The sequence below is a fragment of the Arthrobacter sp. Y3221157 genome (genome assembly GCF_059089865.1).
Genome location: NZ_JBNHFD010000089.1, coordinates 1 through 17,188, shown reverse-complemented (window position 1 = coordinate 17,188; position 17,188 = coordinate 1). Strand labels below are relative to the sequence as shown.

At 64.5% G+C, this 17,188-nt stretch carries 14 protein-coding genes and 1 pseudogene; 9 read left to right on the top strand and 6 right to left on the bottom strand.

What is annotated here, in order from left to right:
- The 3 genes and pseudogenes from AC5RTT_RS17185 to AC5RTT_RS17175 all read right to left on the bottom strand — a co-directional run.
- Window positions 1-188 (bottom strand): annotated as a pseudogene (locus AC5RTT_RS17185) (hypothetical protein); the annotation flags it as partial.
- Window positions 181-744, bottom strand: coding sequence for an RNA polymerase sigma factor (locus AC5RTT_RS17180; RefSeq protein ID WP_494146204.1), 564 nt, complete (start codon window positions 742-744; stop codon window positions 181-183). The pseudogene AC5RTT_RS17185 and the gene AC5RTT_RS17180, both read right to left, overlap by 8 nt.
- Before the next feature lie 193 nt (window positions 745-937).
- Window positions 938-1,624, bottom strand: coding sequence for a protein tyrosine phosphatase (locus tag AC5RTT_RS17175; RefSeq protein WP_494146203.1), 687 nt, complete (start codon window positions 1,622-1,624; stop codon window positions 938-940).
- Between the two features lie 151 nt (window positions 1,625-1,775).
- Between AC5RTT_RS17175 and AC5RTT_RS17170 the strand changes: the two genes are divergently transcribed.
- Window positions 1,776-2,432, top strand: a complete 657-nt coding sequence (locus AC5RTT_RS17170; RefSeq protein WP_494146202.1) for a DUF5655 domain-containing protein — start codon at window positions 1,776-1,778, stop codon at window positions 2,430-2,432.
- A gap of 53 nt (window positions 2,433-2,485) precedes the next feature.
- On the opposite strand, the gene AC5RTT_RS17165 is transcribed toward AC5RTT_RS17170, so the two are convergent.
- Window positions 2,486-3,334, bottom strand: a complete 849-nt coding sequence (locus AC5RTT_RS17165; protein WP_494146201.1) for a DMP19 family protein — start codon at window positions 3,332-3,334, stop codon at window positions 2,486-2,488.
- A 262-nt stretch (window positions 3,335-3,596) separates the two neighbouring features.
- On the opposite strand from AC5RTT_RS17165, the gene AC5RTT_RS17160 reads away from it, so the two are divergent.
- The 8 genes from AC5RTT_RS17160 (at window position 3,597) to AC5RTT_RS17125 (ending at window position 14,519) form a co-directional block, all read left to right on the top strand.
- Window positions 3,597-4,598, top strand: a complete 1,002-nt coding sequence (locus AC5RTT_RS17160; RefSeq protein ID WP_494146200.1) for an SIS domain-containing protein — start codon at window positions 3,597-3,599, stop codon at window positions 4,596-4,598.
- A gap of 100 nt (window positions 4,599-4,698) precedes the next feature.
- Entirely contained in the window at window positions 4,699-5,577 is an 879-nt protein-coding gene (locus tag AC5RTT_RS17155) for a PfkB family carbohydrate kinase (RefSeq protein ID WP_494146199.1), read from the top strand.
- A gap of 59 nt (window positions 5,578-5,636) precedes the next feature.
- Window positions 5,637-6,740 carry a LacI family DNA-binding transcriptional regulator gene (locus AC5RTT_RS17150; RefSeq protein ID WP_494102499.1) on the top strand — a complete coding sequence of 368 codons (1,104 nt, stop codon included), beginning with the start codon at window positions 5,637-5,639 and terminating at the stop codon, window positions 6,738-6,740.
- 172 nt (window positions 6,741-6,912) lie between these two features.
- Complete coding sequence (locus tag AC5RTT_RS17145; protein WP_494146198.1) at window positions 6,913-8,232, top strand: ABC transporter substrate-binding protein; 1,320 nt, start codon at window positions 6,913-6,915, stop codon at window positions 8,230-8,232.
- Window positions 8,233-8,381: 149 nt separating this feature from the next.
- The gene (locus tag AC5RTT_RS17140; RefSeq protein WP_494146197.1) at window positions 8,382-9,215 is read left to right on the top strand and encodes a carbohydrate ABC transporter permease; all 834 of its coding nucleotides are present in this window, start codon (window positions 8,382-8,384) and stop codon (window positions 9,213-9,215) included.
- Window positions 9,209-10,045, top strand: a complete 837-nt coding sequence (locus tag AC5RTT_RS17135; RefSeq protein WP_494053583.1) for a carbohydrate ABC transporter permease — start codon at window positions 9,209-9,211, stop codon at window positions 10,043-10,045. Before AC5RTT_RS17140 ends, AC5RTT_RS17135 begins: the two co-directional genes overlap by 7 nt.
- Window positions 10,046-10,047: 2 nt before the next feature.
- The gene (locus tag AC5RTT_RS17130) at window positions 10,048-10,932 is read left to right on the top strand and encodes a sugar phosphate isomerase/epimerase family protein (protein ID WP_494146196.1); all 885 of its coding nucleotides are present in this window, start codon (window positions 10,048-10,050) and stop codon (window positions 10,930-10,932) included.
- 119 nt (window positions 10,933-11,051) lie between these two features.
- Entirely contained in the window at window positions 11,052-14,519 is a 3,468-nt protein-coding gene (locus tag AC5RTT_RS17125; RefSeq protein ID WP_494146205.1) for a DEAD/DEAH box helicase, read from the top strand.
- 37 nt (window positions 14,520-14,556) lie between these two features.
- Here the strand turns inward: AC5RTT_RS17125 and map are convergent, their stop codons facing one another.
- Window positions 14,557-15,339 (bottom strand): type I methionyl aminopeptidase, encoded by a 783-nt coding sequence (map, locus tag AC5RTT_RS17120; protein ID WP_494146195.1) that lies wholly within the window; start codon window positions 15,337-15,339, stop codon window positions 14,557-14,559.
- A 72-nt stretch (window positions 15,340-15,411) separates the two neighbouring features.
- The gene (locus AC5RTT_RS17115; RefSeq protein ID WP_494146194.1) at window positions 15,412-17,067 is read right to left on the bottom strand and encodes an HNH endonuclease signature motif containing protein; all 1,656 of its coding nucleotides are present in this window, start codon (window positions 17,065-17,067) and stop codon (window positions 15,412-15,414) included.
- Window positions 17,068-17,188 lie beyond the last annotated feature (121 nt).

Genomic DNA, 17,188 nt, shown 5'->3' with positions numbered 1-17,188 from the left:
ACGGCGGCCTGCACGGCCTCCGCACGCTGCAGCAGGGCGGCGACGCCGGCGGAGGGCTTCGGCGTCACGTCGCCCAGGGCACGGAGCTGCAGGAGCGCGGGGCGGAGCTGGCCGTCGTCGTCCAGTTCCGCTTCCAGCAGCAGCTGGTCAACGAATCCGTCGCTGCGGGGTCCTGCGGTGTCACTCATGATTCGCCTGGTTTCTTGAGAGCGTTTGTGCCTTGAGGTTTTGAAGGGCCCGGCGCTGCAGTTGCTTGATGGCGCCAGTGCTTTTGCCCATGATGGCGGCCACCTGTTCGATGGACAGGTCCGCCACGACGCGCAGTGCCAGGACTTCCTGGTGTTCTTCGCTGAGTCCGGCCAGCATGTCAGCGGCTCCACCGGTCAGCTCCACGGCGCAGTCCTCAGCGGAGGGCGTGGTGCGGGCATCATGCTGGGGGTCGTACGGGCTTAGCTGGGGCCTGCGCTCCAGCCGGCGGTAGTGGTCAACCATGCGGGCGTGGGCGATGGAGAAAATCAGCGATTTGGCGCCCTGCAGGCCGCCGGTCAGCGCGTCGATTTTGGGGTAGAACGCCATGAACACGTCCTGGGTGACGGCCTCGGGATCGTCCACGCCACGGGCCTTGAGATAGCCCTGGACGGGGCCGGCGAAGGACCGATAGGCAGCACCGAACAGCACAGCGGGATCTGTTCCGGCTGCATCGTCGAATATGTCGGTTTCTTCTTGGGCCAGAGTGTCCAGCACCAGCGGCTCCCATCGCGGAAGGCGGCTCCTGCCGTTTCCGGTTTTCCAGTGTGGATTGCCAGTCCCCATGGTCGGTTGTAACTGCCCGGTATCAGGCGGCAGCCCAGGACTGCAGGACCCCGGGGGGCGGGTCCTGCAGTCCAGGCGGCGGCCGCAGCAGTAAACAGCTGCGGTCCACCCTAGCTAACCGTGGTTAGCGGACGGAAACCGAGGGGGCTTCCACGGCGTTGCCGGCTTCGGCCGGAACGGCCGGTACGGCAGGAACGGCGGGCCCCCCATCCACGCCGGGAACGGCGGGAACAGCCGGAACCGCAGGAACCGCAGGAACCTCGGGACGCTCAACCTCAACGGCAGCGGAACCCTTGGCCTCCGCGCCAGCAGCGGCGGCGGCGCCGGCCTCGGCAACAACATCGGCGCAGTAGCTTTCTACGTTGGCTTCGCCGTCAGCGGCAATCACCAGCGAGGAGAAAGCCTCGGAGTTGGCGTTCAGGCCGCCGTTTGTGAAGGCGGTGCACAGGCCGAAGGCTGCGGCACCGGCGGCGTCGACGGCGGTGCTGGCGGCGGCGGAGCCCGAAGCCCGGGCCGCGACGCTGTCTCCGGTTACCGTCGCGTCGGCGTCAGCAGCCGCATCGGCTTCTGCGGAAGCGTCAGCGTCGGCTGCGGCGTCGGTGGCGGCTTCAGCGGTGGCCTGTCCGCTGGCAGCTGCCTCGGCAGCCAGCTCCGGGGCGGGTGCGCCGAAAAGCTCATGGGCGGTCTGCTGGGCTTCAGCGGGGAGGGCGCCGGAAACGGCAGCGACGCCGGTTCCACCAACGGCCAGTGTGCCGGCGGCCAGGACTGACGCGGCGACTTTACTGCTGGCGAGAACGGTGAACAAAGACATCAAGCACTCCAAACCTAGACAACTATCGGGGGTCGGGCCCGCCTGGCGGACCCATCACCTCCTACATCGCCCCCGGCAGCGGAAAGGTTACGGCGGCGGAGAACTTTTTTCTTCCAGCCGCCTTGTGGCCAAAGGTGCTTACCATCGATGCATGCCTGATACCGCCGAGCCACAGCAACCAGAATCCCGGCCAGCCGGGCCGCAACACGACGGGCCGCAGGAGCCTGCCGGGAAAAAGACCGGCACCTGGCAGTCAATGGTGGACAACAACAAGTCGCTGCTGCTGCGCAAGACCGGCAAGGACACCACCTACTGGGTGGAACAGGCGCAGGCCGCGGGGATCAGCACGGATCGGGAGCTCCGCGACTGGATGCGGGACAACTTTGGGGTAACCGGCTACGCGCAGTATGCCGTGTCCTGGGAAATGTTCGGCTATCCGGAATTCATGCTGCGGGACGCCGACGAGTTGATCGACGGCCAGTACGCAAGCCACCCGCAGCTGCGGCCCATCGCCGATCTAATCCTGGCGTGGGCGTCCGCCACCGAGGGGGTGCACATCCAGATGCGCAAGGGGTACGTGTCCCTGCACAGCGCACGCAGGAAATTCGCGCAGGTCACCCGGTCCACCAACACGGCCGTTGATGTCACCCTGCGGCTGGACCTTCCCCCGGAAGGCCGGCTGGAGAGGATCAGGACGCGTCCGGACGATCCGTTCATCCTCCGGGTGCGGGTGACGTCCCCGGAGCAGGTGGACGGCGAACTGCTGGACATCCTTGCCACGGCCCTGGAGCAAAACAGCCGGGGCTGACCGAGGCCGCATACCGCCGTGGCGGCACCGGCTCCGGCCCGCCGGCCTGGCTGCTAGGCCCCGACCAGGTCCGCGTCGGCCTCTTCGAACTCCACAGCGGCAACGATCTCGAGCGTCTCCGGGTTGATCATGAAGGCTTCGTCGTCCTCCTCGACCATCAGGAAGTCGCCATGGTCGGTTGAGAAGTGCCAGGCCAGGGTCTTCTCACCGTCGTGCATGTAGTTGGGATCGCCCATGGTGATCCTGACGAGCTCGTAGCCCACGATGCTGCACAGCTCACGGATGATGAGTTCGAAATCGGGGGCATCTTCAAGTGCTTCTGCTTCCGCCTTGGCCTGGCGCTCGGGCAGGTCCGGGATCTGGGCAACGAGCTGCTGGATGTACGCGCCCACCTCCTCGTCGTCGAGGACCAGCAGGTCGGCCTGCCCGCGCAGCCAGGCGGCGTTGAGCGCTGTGATGTTTTCCCGCTCAAGCAGCGCCTCGAACTCGGCGTCGAGCTCCTCCATGCGGAGGACGGCGTCGGGGGTCTCCCCGGTGTCGTCCAGCCCGCCGTCGAGGTAGAACTCCTCCTCCTCGTCGGAGAGGTGGTCATACGCATCGACAGCCCGGTTGAAGAGCTCCAGGTGGGCGGCGGCGCCCATGCCGGCCATGCCTTCGCGGACGAAGGTGTCCGTTTCGGCCCTGTCACCAGCCACGAAGGCGTACTGCGCGAAGCCGCCCTCCAGCGCCTGGGCGAGGTAGAAGTCCACGTAGTAACTGCGCACGGCCACCGGCGACATCTCGTCCGTGTGCAAAAGGGCGGTGTGCATGGCGTCCACCACGCTCACGTTTGCCTCTACTGCCTCCTCATCGCTTGCCTCGATGCTGCTGCTGGTCAGGATGGCGGGCTGGCTGGTGATCATGGAAATCCTCACTGCTTGATGGCGGGTGCTGCTCGGGACGCTTTTCACGCTACGTGCGCCGGGGCCGCGCCCCGTTGAGTAGGAAGTGAACGTCAAGCGAAGTTTTCATCTTCGGGGACCTGCCGCCAGCAGCAGTAGTTGCTGGAATTCCCCTATGCGCAGCTATTGACCTCCGGCGAGGGGCGTGAAAGCATATTGAGCAGTTGTGATACCGGTATCAAGCGTATCAACAGCAACTTCCCAAAAGACGAAAGGACAGCCCGTGCTCGGCTTCAAAGAAGAGGAATTCCTCGCCCAGACCCGCAGTGCACTTGCGCTGCGTGGACAACTCGAACAGTTCGTGGAGTCTATCCAGGAGCGGGGTTTCGACAACCTCTTCCTCATTGGGGCCGGTGGCACATATGCCGCGATGCTCCCCTACGAACACTTCATCCGCTCACATTCCAACCTTCCCGTGCGGGCAGCAATCGGCAAGGAGTTGATGCTTACCGGTGACCCAGCGTTCGGGCCCGGATCGGTCGCCGTTTTTGCCTCTGTTTCCGGGACAACGGAGGACATCATCGAGGCGATTGAATTCGCCAAAGCCAAAGGCGCCTACACGGTCGGCTTCACCGGTTTTGACGACAGTCCCTTCGCCAAGGCTTTGGATGTCGCCCTGATCACCGAACCCAAGACCTGGCCGTTCGACATCCCCTTACTGCTTCTGTCCACCCGCCTTCTGGCTGCGCGGGGAGAGTTTGAGGGGTATGAAGAATTCGCGGGCGAACTCCAGACCGTCCCCGAAGTCCTCGTTGAGGTGGCACGCCAGGCAGAACCTGTGGCGGAAGCGTTCGCGGAACGTAACAAGGACACGGACTACCACTTCCTCGTCGGCGCGGGCAATCTCTGGGGCTTCACCTACTTGTACTCCATGTGCATCCTCGAGGAAATGCAGTGGTTGCGCACCACGCGTGTCCACGGTGCCGAGTTTTTCCATGGCTCCCTGGAACTGATCGAGGAAGATACCAGCCTGGTACTTTTCCTGGGCGAAGACGAGAGCAGGCCGCTCATGGAAAGGGTGGTCAAGTTTGCCGAGAACTACAACAAGAACACCACCATCCTGGACACCAAGGACTATGAACTGGCTGGCATCAGCCCAAGGTTCCGGGGGCTTCTGGCACCTTTGGTTTTGGACACCGTGGCGGGCCGGATCAGCAAGCATCTGGAACGGGTCCGCAACCACTCGCTGGACCTGCGCCGGTACTACCGGGTCGTCGAATACTGACAGGCACCCTGGGCCGCGCCCCTGCCGGGGCGCGGCCAAGCATTGGCCGCAGGCCGGAGACGCTGCCGGCGGGAGACACCGCCGTCAAGACAGGATAAGCATGAAAGTAATTGGATTTGGGGACAACATCGTGGACCGGTTCCTGGACCGCGGGGTTATTTATCCGGGTGGAAACTCACTTAACTTTGCGGTCATGGCACGCCACCTCGGCGTCGAATCCGCCTACATGGGTGTCTTCGGTTCCGATCCTTTGGGCGCCTTTGTCCGTTCCGCGGTGGAAGCGGAGGGAGTAGATGTCAGCAGGTGCCAGACCCGCCAGGGCCCTAACGGCGTCACTGACATAAGGGTTATCGACGGAGACCGCATCTTCCTGGGCTGGAACGAAGGGGGTGTCACCATCAGCCAACCGTTCGTACTCGAGCCTGAACACCGGAACCACCTTGCCGCTGCAGCCCTTGTGCATTCGAGCGTTTACTCCGCCTCCGAAGACCAACTCCCGGCACTGCGGGCGGCCGGACCATTGGTGAGCTTTGATTATTCCTGGGAGCCGGAGCGCCGGACCGACCAATATTTGCGGCGGACGGCCCCGTTCGTGGATCTGGCCCTGTTATCGCTGGGAAACGCACCATTTGAGGCTGTTGCACAAGAGTTGGCCCGCGCAACAGCGGCAGGCGCCTCGCTTGCCGTTGCCACCAGGGGGGCCGCCGGCGCAGTACTGTACGACGGCGAGCAGTTGTTCACGCAAGTAGCAGCACAAACGGACGTGCACAGATTCGTCGATACCATGGGCTGCGGAGACGCCTTCGTTACGGGATTGAGCGTGAGCCTCCTTCGGTCCGGATGGGCGCGGGATGCCCCGCCAACTGCAGATTCCCTGCGTCGTGCCCTTGCTTTCGCCGCGGAAACGGCCGCCGAGCAGTGCTACGTTGAAGGTGCATTCGGGCACGGCCACCGCTTCGCGGCAGCAACTAGGATCTGAAGCAGAATTGTCCTCATCGGAACCGCGCCAGGGCGTTTCCAGACCAGAAAGGGAACCGGATGTCGCCGGATCATCAGCACGGGGGCGCTCCGACCATTTCGGAAGTTGCCGCTGCCGCTGGAGTTGGCAGGGCCACCGTCGCCCGCACCCTGGGCAACTACGGTTCGGTCAGTGATGCCACCCGCGCAAAGGTCCTGCTGGCTGCCGAACGGTTGGGCTATCAAGCCAACACCCTGGCACGCAGCATGAGCACCGGCATCACCAAAACGCTGGGCATTGTTCTTGCGGACGTGGCCAACCCCTTCTTTTCGGGGGTCCTCAGGGGCATCTCTGAAACGGCTAAACAAGCCGGATACGATGCCATCACCTTGAGCACTGACGAGAAGCTGGAACTGGAACGCGACGCCATCGGCGTTCTGCTGGCCAAACAGGTTGACGGCCTTGTTGTTGCGTCAGCAGCGGGAAGGAACGACGACGTCTCCCACATCTCCGCCGCGATGGAGCGTGGAATACCGGTGGTCCTTATCGACCGCCTGGTGGACGGCCTGGATATCGACTCGGTGGTCATTGATAACCGGGAAGCCGCCCGCTCCGCCGTCGCGTCGTTGATTGCGAACGGCCATCACAGGATTGCTTTCGCTTGGGGCCCGGTGACCCTAAGCCCCGCAACGGACCTGCAGCAGATGCACAAAATCCTCGATGAGGCCCTCTGGAGTGACGGTGAACGCCTTCGCGGTTATCTGGATGCCCTGGAAGAAGCCGGCATACCGTTCGACACCGCCCTGGTAACGCACGTCCTAAAAAATGAAAGACAGGCAACCAGGGCCATCGGCGGGATGCTGGCCCTGGCCGATCCCCCCACTGCCGTCTTCACCACGGAAACCGAGGCAACAGTGGGCGCCCTCCATGCACTACGCATGCACAACCGGCGAATCCTCAAGGACGTGTCACTGATCGGCTTCGATGACAGCCCGTGGGCCGCAGTCATGGAACCACCCCTGACCATGATCCAGCAGCCCATGCGCGAGCTGGGCGCCGCCGCTGCACAGCAGCTCCTCGCCCGCATCGGTGGTGATTCCTCCGCGCCGAGGAAGCATGTACTGCCCTCCACCCTTATTGCCCGCTCTTCCGACGGCCCTGCGCCTTCACGAGCGGCCGAATAAACCGAGGGCAAGTATTTCCTCCTGAAACCCTTCCCCGGGGCGGCTAATCATGATTCACTGTGGTACCGGTATCACTTAATCCCAAAAACACACGTGGTGTAGGTGCCATCCAACGAAGGGCGGCGCTCTTCGCACCTCGGCTATTCAGCCATCCGAGCGAAAGTAGAAACCCATGCGGAAAAGCACGCACATGATCACAGCCCTGTTGGCGGGCGCAGCCCTTGCTTTGACCGGTTGCGCCGGCGGGAGCCAGCCCGCTGCACAGTTGGATCTGCAAAAGGAGCCCGAGTACTCGGGAACTCTGAGCCTCCTTACCAAGTTTGGCGGGGATCCCCTCGAACCGTACTTCGAGGACCTGGCAGCGGAGTACACCAAACTCCACCCGGATGTCTCCTTCGAACTCATCCAGGAAACTGACCAGAGCATCAAGGACAAAACGAAGACGCTCACCGCATCCCAAGCGCTGCCGGACATCTACTTCACGTGGGCGGGGAACTGGGCAGACAACTTCATCGACGGTGGCCTTGCAGCGGATCTGACGCCGGCTATTGCCCCTGGAACCGACTGGGGAAACACCTTCGGCGAGTCGTCGCTCAAGGCCTTCGAGAAGGACGGCAAGTACTTTGCCGTTCCTCTCTACAACAACGGCAAATTCATGGGTTACAACCAGAAAGTCTTTAAGGAATTGGGCCTCAACCCGCCGTCTACCTTCGAGGAACTGATCTCCTCCTGCTCAGTACTCAAAGGGGCCGGTTACGAACCTATTGCGTTTGGGAACAAAGACGGCTGGCCGGGCCTGCACTACCTGCAACAGTTGTTCGCCTATGAGGTCCCTGCTGAAGAATTGGAAGCCGACTTCGACCCGCAAACGGCGAAGCTCGAGAATCAGGGCTACCTCCGGGCCATGGAACAGTTCACGGAGCTCATCAACGAGTGCACTGGCAGCGGCAAGGACTCGAACGGCGTCCTATACACCACCGCCCAGCAGGCATTGGCTACCGGTGCCGCCGGAATGTACTACCAGGAGGTCCTCGAATTCGACACAACGGCCTCGGAGGGATCCCGGCTAAAAAACGACGGTCTGGGCATCTTCAGGCTGCCCCCCTCAAGCACGGCGAAGGGCGACACAAAGGCAATTGAAGGTTCTCCGGAGGGATACCTGATCAATGCCAAATCGAAAAACGCGGCACTGGCTGTTGACTTCATGAAATTCGCCACGAGCAAGGAGAACGCCACGAGGCTTTCATCGCCGCCTTACGGCCAGCCCAGCGCTGTCAGGGGCGCGGTATCGGAGCAAAACTCATCCGGACCGGTGGTAGAGGGTATCAAGCAGGTGAATGAAGCATCCGACGCCATCATCTGGCTGGACTCAGTCACCGTTCCGGAGGTGGCCGACGCCTGGCTCGCCGGCGGCGAAGCCCTTGTAGCCGGGACCCAGTCCCCACAAGAAGTCCTTGACGCTGTACGTTCCGCCTCCAACTCAGCCAGGTAGCGGATCCTGCCATGACAGCTTCCAACACGATCCGGAGGCCGGCTCCTTCGGCCTCCGGATCTGACACCAGAAGTCTCCCCAGCGGCCGGCAAAGGCCCGGGAGTAGCGCCCGCCGGTGGCGCAACATGGTGTGGGTACTGCCTGCAGTCGTGCTCCTTAGTGTCTTCTGCTACCTGCCACTCGTGCAGAATTTGGGCTTCAGCCTCCTCAAGTGGGACATCTACAGCGGTCGACAAACCTTTGTTGGTGCCGACAACTACGTCAAGATGGTCAATGACCCGATTTTCTGGAAATCGCTCGTCAACAACACCCTTTATGCCGGGATCTCAATCATCTTCCAGGTGTTCGGAGCGCTGGTTCTGGCAGCTCTTGTCGAGGGATTGCCCAGTCAGCGGTGGCGGGGTGCTCTCCGGGCAATCTACTTCGTTCCCTCCGCGATATCCCTGACCGTGGCCGGGCTCCTGTTCTATTTCATCTATGAGCCGCGTATGGGCATCCTGAACGCCGCGCTTGAAACCCTGGGGCTCGGACACCTCGCACAAGCCTGGCTCGGCCAGGAAAACACCGCGATCTTCGGCATAATCGCCATGAGCCAGTGGCAGGGCTTTGGCTACTGCACCCTGCTCTTCGCAGTGGCGCTGCAACGTATTCCCACCGAGCTTTTCGAGGCGGCGTCAATCGACGGCGTTGGCCCCGTCCGCCGGTTCTTCTCTATTTCCCTGCCCCTTGTCCGCGAGATGAGCAGCCTCATGATGATAGTGACAGTCTCAGGGGCCTTCCAGGTTTTCAACGAGGTGATGGTCATGACCACGGGTGGCCCCAACAATTCCAGCCAGGTCCTGGGCACCTGGCTCTACCGCAGCGGTTTTGTCCGCAACGACTTCGGCTATGCAGCCGCCATTGCCACCGCTGTTTTCGTCATCACGCTCGTCCTCGCAGTACTCCAGCTCCGGCTGGCCAAGCGCAGGAGGGTGGAATGGTGACGCGCGCTTCAGTCCTGATGCTCCTGGGACGGGTTTTTGTCCAGGCCTTCCTGGTGGCCTTGGCTATCGTTGTTATCTACCCCTTGCTGTGGATGCTGCTGAACGGGGTGAAATCGAATTCCGAATTGTTCGCCGATCCGTTTGCGCTTCCGGAAACCTGGCGGTGGGAAAACTATGTGACCGCCTGGAACCGCGGCGTGGGTGACTATCTCACCACGAGCGTACTTGTCACGTTGGCCTCCACGGTAGCCACAGTGCTGATCAGTGCTTGGGCTGCCTACGGCTTGACCAGGGTCAAGATTCCCTTCAACCGGACCATCCTGATTCTGATCCTGGCCGGGTTGATGCTGGCGCCGACGGTGGCCCTGATTCCCCTGGTGAAGATGTTCCAGGCCCTGGGCCTCTACAACAGCTTCTGGGCGCTGCTGATTCTTTACACAGCTTTTCGGGTTCCGTTCACCACCTTCCTGATCCGTGCCTACATGCTGGATTTGCCGTCGGAGGTGGATGAGGCCGCCTCCGTGGACGGCGCCTCCAAGGCACGGGCGTTCTGGCAGGTCATCCTGCCGATGTGCCGGCCAATCATCATCTCCACCATCCTGCTGAACGTTCTCTTCACCTGGAATGAATACCTTTTCGCCATGATCTTCACCAGCGGCGGGGCGCTGCAGACGCTGCCGGTGGGACTTACGAATCTCATGGCCAAACACGGCACGGACTATCCCGTGGTGTTTGCGGGAATGGCCATCGCCGCCGTCCCAGTGATCGTGCTCTTCTTCGCGGGCCAGCGCTATTTCATCCGGGGCCTGGCAGACGGCGTGGGGAAGTGATGGTGGCCGGTTTCGGCCTGGACCAAGTGTGTGGCTCCAACTTCGCGTATCAGCACCACACCCTTGAGCGTTGCCTGGACGACATGGTGGAGCTGGGGCGCACCAAGGTGGAGTTGTGGGGCATAGCTCCCCACCTGCACCTCGCGGACGCAGACGGGCACCGGGTCAAGAAGGTAGCGAAGCTGCTGCGTGAACGTGGGCTCTCCCTAGCCTGCCTGACGCCTGAGCAGGTGGCCTACCCGGTCAACATCGCTTCAGGCGAGGCATGGCTGCGGGAGGGCAGCGTGCAGCTTTTCCTCCGGGCTGCCGAAATATGCAGTGAGCTGGAATCGCCCCTGTTGTTCCTCACTTCCGGCCGCGGTTACGAGGACGAGCCGTTGGAATTCGCCTGGGAACGAAGTGTCCTTGCCCTGCAGGCGATCAGTGAACGGGCCTCGGAACTGGGGGTGTCCTGCGTATTGGAACCGCTGCAGCGGGTGGAGTCGAATCTGGTCACCGACCTGTCATCGCTTCGACGCATGGTCGAGGACGTGGGGCATCCTGCCCTTGGGGTGGTGATCGACACTGTGGCATTGGCAGTGGCAGGAGATGCGATCAGTGACTATGGCAAGGCTTTTGGGAAAAGGGTGCGCCACGTACACCTGATAGATGGCTCACCCGCCGGTCACTTGGCTTGGGGAGACGGCAACCTGGACCTGACGGCAATCCTGCGTGCGTTAGGGCAGTTGGAGTACACGGAATCGTTCACGTTTGAACTATTCGGCGACGGATCGTACACGCTGGAACCCCGCACGTCCTTCCAGAAGTGCCTCAATGCATTCAGGGACAGCGCCCTCCTGTTTCAGCAGGAGGGCGCTGTGGCTAGCACGCCACGGACGCGTATCTGACCAGCGCCCACCATCGGCGGGACAAGGGCACACGTCTCCCACCCCGGCGAACTAAGATGGATCAGATAGCCAACCACCGGACCCGGCTCCGCCGTGTCCTGCCGAAAGTAGCGCGCGCCATTCCATCCCAACCGGACGAGAGTACGGATCTGGCAATACAGACCCCCGCAATCAACGACCGCTCCCTTGCGGCCGGGCTCGCCTACGCCATGGGCAGCCGCGTCTCCGGGATCTCGTTCGACGCCGGGACCGGGCTCATGCTGGGCAAGGTTCGGGGCGGTGCCGATGTGCCCTACTCCACCACCGCCAAGCTGGTCCGCAGGGGTGGCGGCTGGAGCTGCACTGTGGGCGTCTGCAGCTGCCCGGTGCGCAAGGACTGCAAGCACGTGGCCGCCCTGCTCTTTGCCGCGGAGGACAACCCGGCCATCCGCGTGCAGCTGTTGTCCCCGGGGGTTGCCACCCAGGTGTCGCGGGAGCCCGCCGGCGCAGTCCTGTCCGACTGGGAGCAGGCACTCAGCCCGCTCATCTCGCAGGCCGGAAACGCACCCGCCGCCAACGGCGTCCCGCTGGCGCTCCAGTTCGAGATCGAGGAACCGGCACCGCACTTTTCCTACACCGGCCGCCGGGATCCGGTACGCAGCGTCCGCCAGCTCAAGGCCCGTCCGGTGATCATGGGCGCCAAGGGCAAGTGGATCCGCGGCGACGTCTCCTGGAACACCCTGAGCTACCTGAACTTCCGCCGGGAGTGCAACGAGGCGCATATCGAGTGGATGCAGGAATTCCTGGCCGCACACTCCGCCTCCGCCAGCCGGATGCACAACTCGTCCGGCCTGTGGCTGGGCCTGAACTCCTACTCGGGCAAGAACCTGTGGAGCCTGCTGTCCGATGCCCGCAAGATCGGGCTCGCACTGGTGCACTCGCGCGGCACCGAGCCGGTCCGGATCGCAGAGGCCCCCGCCGCCGTCGGACTCAACCTGGGGCGATACGGCGCGCAGGCCGGGGGCGACGGCGGACAGGACGCCGCGCCCGACGGCGGGCTGGAACTTTCTTCCACCATCACCGTGGAGGGAACCCAGGTTGATCCCGCATCGGTGGGGACGATCGGGCGGCCGGCGCACGGGCTGTTCTTCACCACGGGTGAAGCGGCGCTGCCAGGTGTCCCTGATCCCGACGGCGTCATCACCCTGGCACCGCTGGAGGCCGGACTGAGCGAGGAACTCCTGGCCTTCGTCACGGCCGGCAGCACCCTCCACATCCCCGCCAAGGACGAATCGCGGTTCCTCACCGGCTTCTATCCGAAACTTAAGCAGAAGGCCCGGGTAACTGCACGGGACGAGTCGGTGGAGCTGCCCGCCCTTGCCGTTCCCAGCCTCTCGCTGCTGGCAAACTACGGCGCCGACCACCGCGTGCGCCTGCACTGGGAGTGGCACTACAAGAGCGGCAACCTGGTCACCGCCCAGCCGTTGTGGCGCCACCCCGGCGACCACGGCTACCGCGACGACGCTGCGGAGGCGCGCATCCTGGAAGGCATCGGCCAGCCCTGGGACGTGGTTCCTGCCCTGGGTGAGTCCGCAACCGGAGGCTGGGGCACTCCCCGGCTGGCGGCGTCGGCCGAGCTGAAGGGCCTGGACACGCTGGCCTTCACCGAGGAGGTGCTGCCGCGGCTCCGTCAGGCGCCGTACGTTGAGGTGGAGACAGCGGGCGATATCGCCGACTACCGGGAGGCCGAGGAAGCACCGGTGGTCTCCATCTCCACCAAGGCCACCGAGCAGCGCGACTGGTTCGACCTGGGCATCCAGATTTCCCTCGAGGGGCAGCCGGTCTCCTTCGCTGCCGTGTTCTCCGCACTGGCCGCCGGGCAGACCAAGATGCTGCTGCCCAGCGGCGCGTACTTCTCCCTGGACCTGCCGGAACTGCACCAGCTGCGGGCGCTGATTGAAGAGGCGCGGTCGCTGCAGGACAACAAGGACGCTCCGCTGCAGATCAGCCGCTTCCAGGCAGGGCTGTGGGACGAGCTGGCGCAGCTGGGGATCGTGGACCAGCAGGCTGCGGCCTGGCGTTCGGCCGTGGGCGGCCTCCTGGAGGGCGGCTCGGACGGGCTGCCGCTGCCGGCGTCGCTGGACGCGGAGCTCCGGCCCTACCAGCTGGAGGGCTTCAACTGGCTCACCTTCCTGTACAAGCACAGCCTGGGCGGCGTGCTTGCCGACGACATGGGCCTCGGCAAGACCGTGCAGGCACTGGCCCTGATGTGCGCGGCGAAGGAACAGGCTGTTGCCGCAGCCGGCGCCGATGCAAAGGCGCACGACGGCGGTGCTGCCGCCGGCTCCTCCAGCCAGCCAGCCGCCGTCGCGCCGTTCCTGGTGGTGGCTCCCACCAGCGTGGTGGGCAACTGGGCGGCCGAAGCGGCCCGCTTCGCGCCCGGGCTGAAGGTGCAGGCGGTGGGCGAGACGTTCGCCAAGAGCGGGCAGGATCCCGTGGCCGCACTCGCGGATGCGGATGTTGTCATCACGTCCTACGCGCTGTTCCGCATCGACTACGACTCCTACGCCTCCCGTTCCTGGTCCGGCCTGGTGCTGGACGAGGCGCAGTTCGTGAAGAACCATCAGTCCAAGGCCTACCAGTGCGCCCGCAAGCTGCCGGCCGCCTTCAAGCTGGCCATCACCGGGACGCCGCTGGAGAACAACCTCATGGAATTCTGGGCGTTGACCTCCATTGTGGCGCCGGGCCTGTTTTCCAGTCCCAAGCGGTTCGCGGAGTACTACCAGAAGCCCGTGGAGAAAAACGGCGACAAGGGGCAGCTGGACAAGCTCCGCCGCCGGGTCCGCCCGCTGATGATGCGCCGCACCAAGGACCAGGTGATCAAGGACCTGCCGCCCAAGCAGGAGCAGATCCTGGAGGTGGTGCTGAACCCGCGGCACCAGAAGGTCTACCAGACGCATCTGCAGCGCGAGCGGCAGAAGATCCTGGGGCTGATCGAGGACGTGAACAGGAACCGGTTCACCATCTTCCAGTCACTGACCCTGCTGCGGCAGCTGAGCCTGGACGCCTCCCTTGTTGACCCGGCCCTGACCGGGATCCGGTCCAGCAAGCTGGATGTCCTGTTCGAACAGCTCGAGGACCTGGTGGCGGAGGGCCACCGGGCGCTGATTTTCAGCCAGTTCACCGGGTTCCTGGGGAAGGTGCGCGAGCGGCTTGATGAGGAGGGCATCGAGTACTGCTACCTCGACGGCGGCACCCGCAACCGTGCCGACGTGGTCAGCGAGTTCAAGAACGGCAGCGCTCCGGTGTTCCTGATTTCGCTGAAGGCCGGCGGCTTCGGGCTGAACCTCACGGAGGCCGACTATGTCTTCCTGCTGGATCCCTGGTGGAACCCGGCGTCGGAGGCCCAGGCCGTGGACCGGACGCACCGGATCGGGCAGGCCCGGAACGTGATGGTGTACCGCCTGGTGGCCAAGGACACCATCGAGGAAAAGGTCATGGCGCTGAAGGCCCGGAAGTCGCAGCTGTTCGCCGACGTCATGGAGGGCGATGCCCTCGCTGGCGGGGCCATCACGGCCGAGGACCTTGCGGGGCTGTTCAAGGAGTAGCGGCTGCCGGCCTGCTCTGCCCGCCAGAGGCGTTTACTTACGAAAGCCCCTGCGGCGGCAGGGTCAGGATCTCGGCACCGCTGGCGGTAATGGCGATCGTGTGCTCACTGTGCGCTGTACGGCAGCCCGTCGCGCTCCGGAGCGTCCACCCGTCGGCGTCGGTGACCAGTTCTGCGGTGTCCGCCATGACCCACGGCTCCAGCGCAAGCAGCAGTCCGGGCCGAAGCTTGAAGCCGCGGCCGGGACGTCCGGCATTCGGAACGTGCGGGTCCTGGTGCATGGTGGATCCGATGCCGTGGCCACCGAACTGGGTGTTGACGGGGTATCCCGCGTCGCTGAGGACCGAGCCGATGGCGTGCGAGATGTCGCCGATGCGCGCCCCCGGTCCGGCAGCGGCGATCCCTGCCCGCAGTGCCCGCTCCGTTGCCTCGATCAGGGCCACGCTCTCCGGGTGCTTGCTTTCGCCCACAATGAAGCTGATGGCGGAGTCCGCCGCCACCCCGCCCTTCAGGACGGCGAGGTCAAGCGTCAGTAGGTCCCCGTCCGCCAGGGCGTAATCGTGCGGCAACCCGTGCAGCACGGCATCGTTGACGCCGGTGCAGATGTAGTGGCCGAACGGTCCCCGCCCGAAGGATGGCGCGTAATCGACATAGCAGGACTCCGCGCCGGCTTCGAGGATCATGTCCCTGGCCCAGGCGTCGATTTCCAGGAGGTTGGTGCCCACCGTTGTGCGGCTCTTCAGCATGTGCAGGATGTTGGCCACCAAGGTGCCGGTTTCCTTCGCCCGGGCCACCTCGGCGGCATTCAGGATCTCAATCATGGGGCAGCCTCCTCGAAACCAACTACAGTACCGGCCCCATCCTGCGGCGGGGACAGCGCAGCGCGCAAGCCGCTACACGGGCGCCTGCTCCCGGTCCTCGAACGGGTCCCTTGGCAGGACAAACGGCAGGGCGTAGAACTCCTCCCAAAGGTCATCATCGGCCGGAAGGTCGTCGGGGTCCTCCAAGTTCCCGCTCAGCGGCTCCTCGATGGGCGGTTCGGGGTACAGGCGGTCGAAGTCCGGCCAAGTGTCCGGGTGCGGCATGTCCGGCCAGCCTTGCCGCTCGCCCGTCTCTGCCAAGATCCATGAGTGATCGGCCTCCGGCAGGCCTTGCGCCTCGCCCATGCGTGGCAGGTGTGGTGGTTCCCAGTCCTGGTGTTCGCTGTTGTAGGTGCGGCCTGCCGGGGAGATCCAGCCCGGTGGTTCGTTCTTTGTTGCCGGGGTGGGTTCCCAGCCGCTGGCGTGTTTCATCCGGTGATGTTTCGGGCAGAGCTGGCCCAGGTTCCTGATCCCGGTGGTCCCGCCCTGATGCCAGGCCAGCAGATGATCGGCTTCGTTATCGAGCGAGGCGTTGCTGCAGCCGGGGAACGGGCACCTGCCGTCCCGCAACCGGAGCCACCGCCTCATGGCCGCCGGTATCCGGTAGTTCTTGCGCCCGATCTCCAGCGGCGCCGCGTCCCGCGGGTCCACCAGCACCCGGTAGAACGACGCCGCCCCGTCGGCGACGAGTTGCCGGGCCATCGACGCTGGAACCGGGCCATGACCATCCAGCACCGCGGGCTCGTCAGTGAGGCCAAGCAGGGAGAACACGGGGACGGTGACAAGCACCTGCGCCGCCGGTGACGAGACCTCCGCCAAGCCAGCCGCTGCCCCGGTGCTCAGCAGCGCCGCGGCGCCGATGTCGGCCATCAGTTGGGAAAGGGTGCGGGGCTCGTCCGGGCCGTGGAGGCCGCGGGCCAGTGCCCTGGTCCGGTTCCATGCCGCGTTGGCCTGCTCGGCGGGCAGCAACAGCGAGACCCAGCCCATCCCATCCCGGTCCGGAGAATACTCCATCCGCCGCTCCGCCACGCCCCGGGCATGCCGGGTCTCGATCGATTCCGGGTGGTGGCGTTCCCGCCAGGACCGCACCTTCCGCCGCAACCTCGCCGGCGGCAGCTCCCCCGCCACACCCCCGGGCCCGGCCCCAAGTGCGTCAGGACCAGCCGCGCCGGGGGTGAGGAAGTGAGCTTCCAGGGCCGCCGCGCCGGCGGCGTTCAGGCCCGTGGCCTCGTCCACCAGGACCTGGGCGTTCTGCCAGGACACCGTCCCGGCCTGCAGCGCACCCAATGCTGCAGGCAGGCTGCTGGTCAAGGCGTGCGATGCACCGATCAGCGCGCCAGCGGCGCGTTCGCCGATGGTCAGGACGCAGGCGACTTCGGCGACCACAGCCATTTGCTGGCCGGCCACCCACTGCGGACCGGCGTCCGGGTCCTGCAGCGCGGCAACTGCCCCGGCATGCCCAGCCACCAAACGCACTTTCACCGCCGCAGTGGCCGCCTCCAGTCCGGCGAGCAACGCCAACCCGTCCAGGCAGTCCGTAGCGAACGCCCGTAATGGATCACTTTCTTCACAGTCGGAAGAGTTGCCGGCAACAACACCCGCAAGCTCGTCAGCGAACCCGGTCACAGACGCCAGGGCAGCTGCAATCGCGTCCCTGCCGTCCACGCCCTGTACCGCTGTGCCGCCCATACCCAAAGCATTGCAGGAGGGTCTGACAGTAATGATGGAATTGGCTCGTGCCGGCGGCGTGACTCTGGGTACGACTGATGCCACTTCGGTGGTTTGTCTTGAATTTGATTTGTCCGCTGCC

What these genes read in the sequence shown, in the direction of transcription:
- AC5RTT_RS17135 (WP_494053583.1), top strand. Translation starts at nt 9,209, where the DNA reads ATGGTGACGCGCGCTTCAGTCCTGATGCTCCTGGGACGGGTTTTTGTC.
- AC5RTT_RS17115 (WP_494146194.1), bottom strand. Translation starts at nt 17,067, where the DNA reads ATGGGCGGCACAGCGGTACAGGGCGTGGACGGCAGGGACGCGATTGCA.
- map (WP_494146195.1), bottom strand. Translation starts at nt 15,339, where the DNA reads ATGATTGAGATCCTGAATGCCGCCGAGGTGGCCCGGGCGAAGGAAACC.
- AC5RTT_RS17150 (WP_494102499.1), top strand. Translation starts at nt 5,637, where the DNA reads ATGTCGCCGGATCATCAGCACGGGGGCGCTCCGACCATTTCGGAAGTT.
- AC5RTT_RS17170 (WP_494146202.1), top strand. Translation starts at nt 1,776, where the DNA reads ATGCCTGATACCGCCGAGCCACAGCAACCAGAATCCCGGCCAGCCGGG.
- AC5RTT_RS17165 (WP_494146201.1), bottom strand. Translation starts at nt 3,334, where the DNA reads ATGATCACCAGCCAGCCCGCCATCCTGACCAGCAGCAGCATCGAGGCA.
- AC5RTT_RS17175 (WP_494146203.1), bottom strand. Translation starts at nt 1,624, where the DNA reads ATGTCTTTGTTCACCGTTCTCGCCAGCAGTAAAGTCGCCGCGTCAGTC.
- AC5RTT_RS17145 (WP_494146198.1), top strand. Translation starts at nt 6,913, where the DNA reads ATGCGGAAAAGCACGCACATGATCACAGCCCTGTTGGCGGGCGCAGCC.
- AC5RTT_RS17155 (WP_494146199.1), top strand. Translation starts at nt 4,699, where the DNA reads ATGAAAGTAATTGGATTTGGGGACAACATCGTGGACCGGTTCCTGGAC.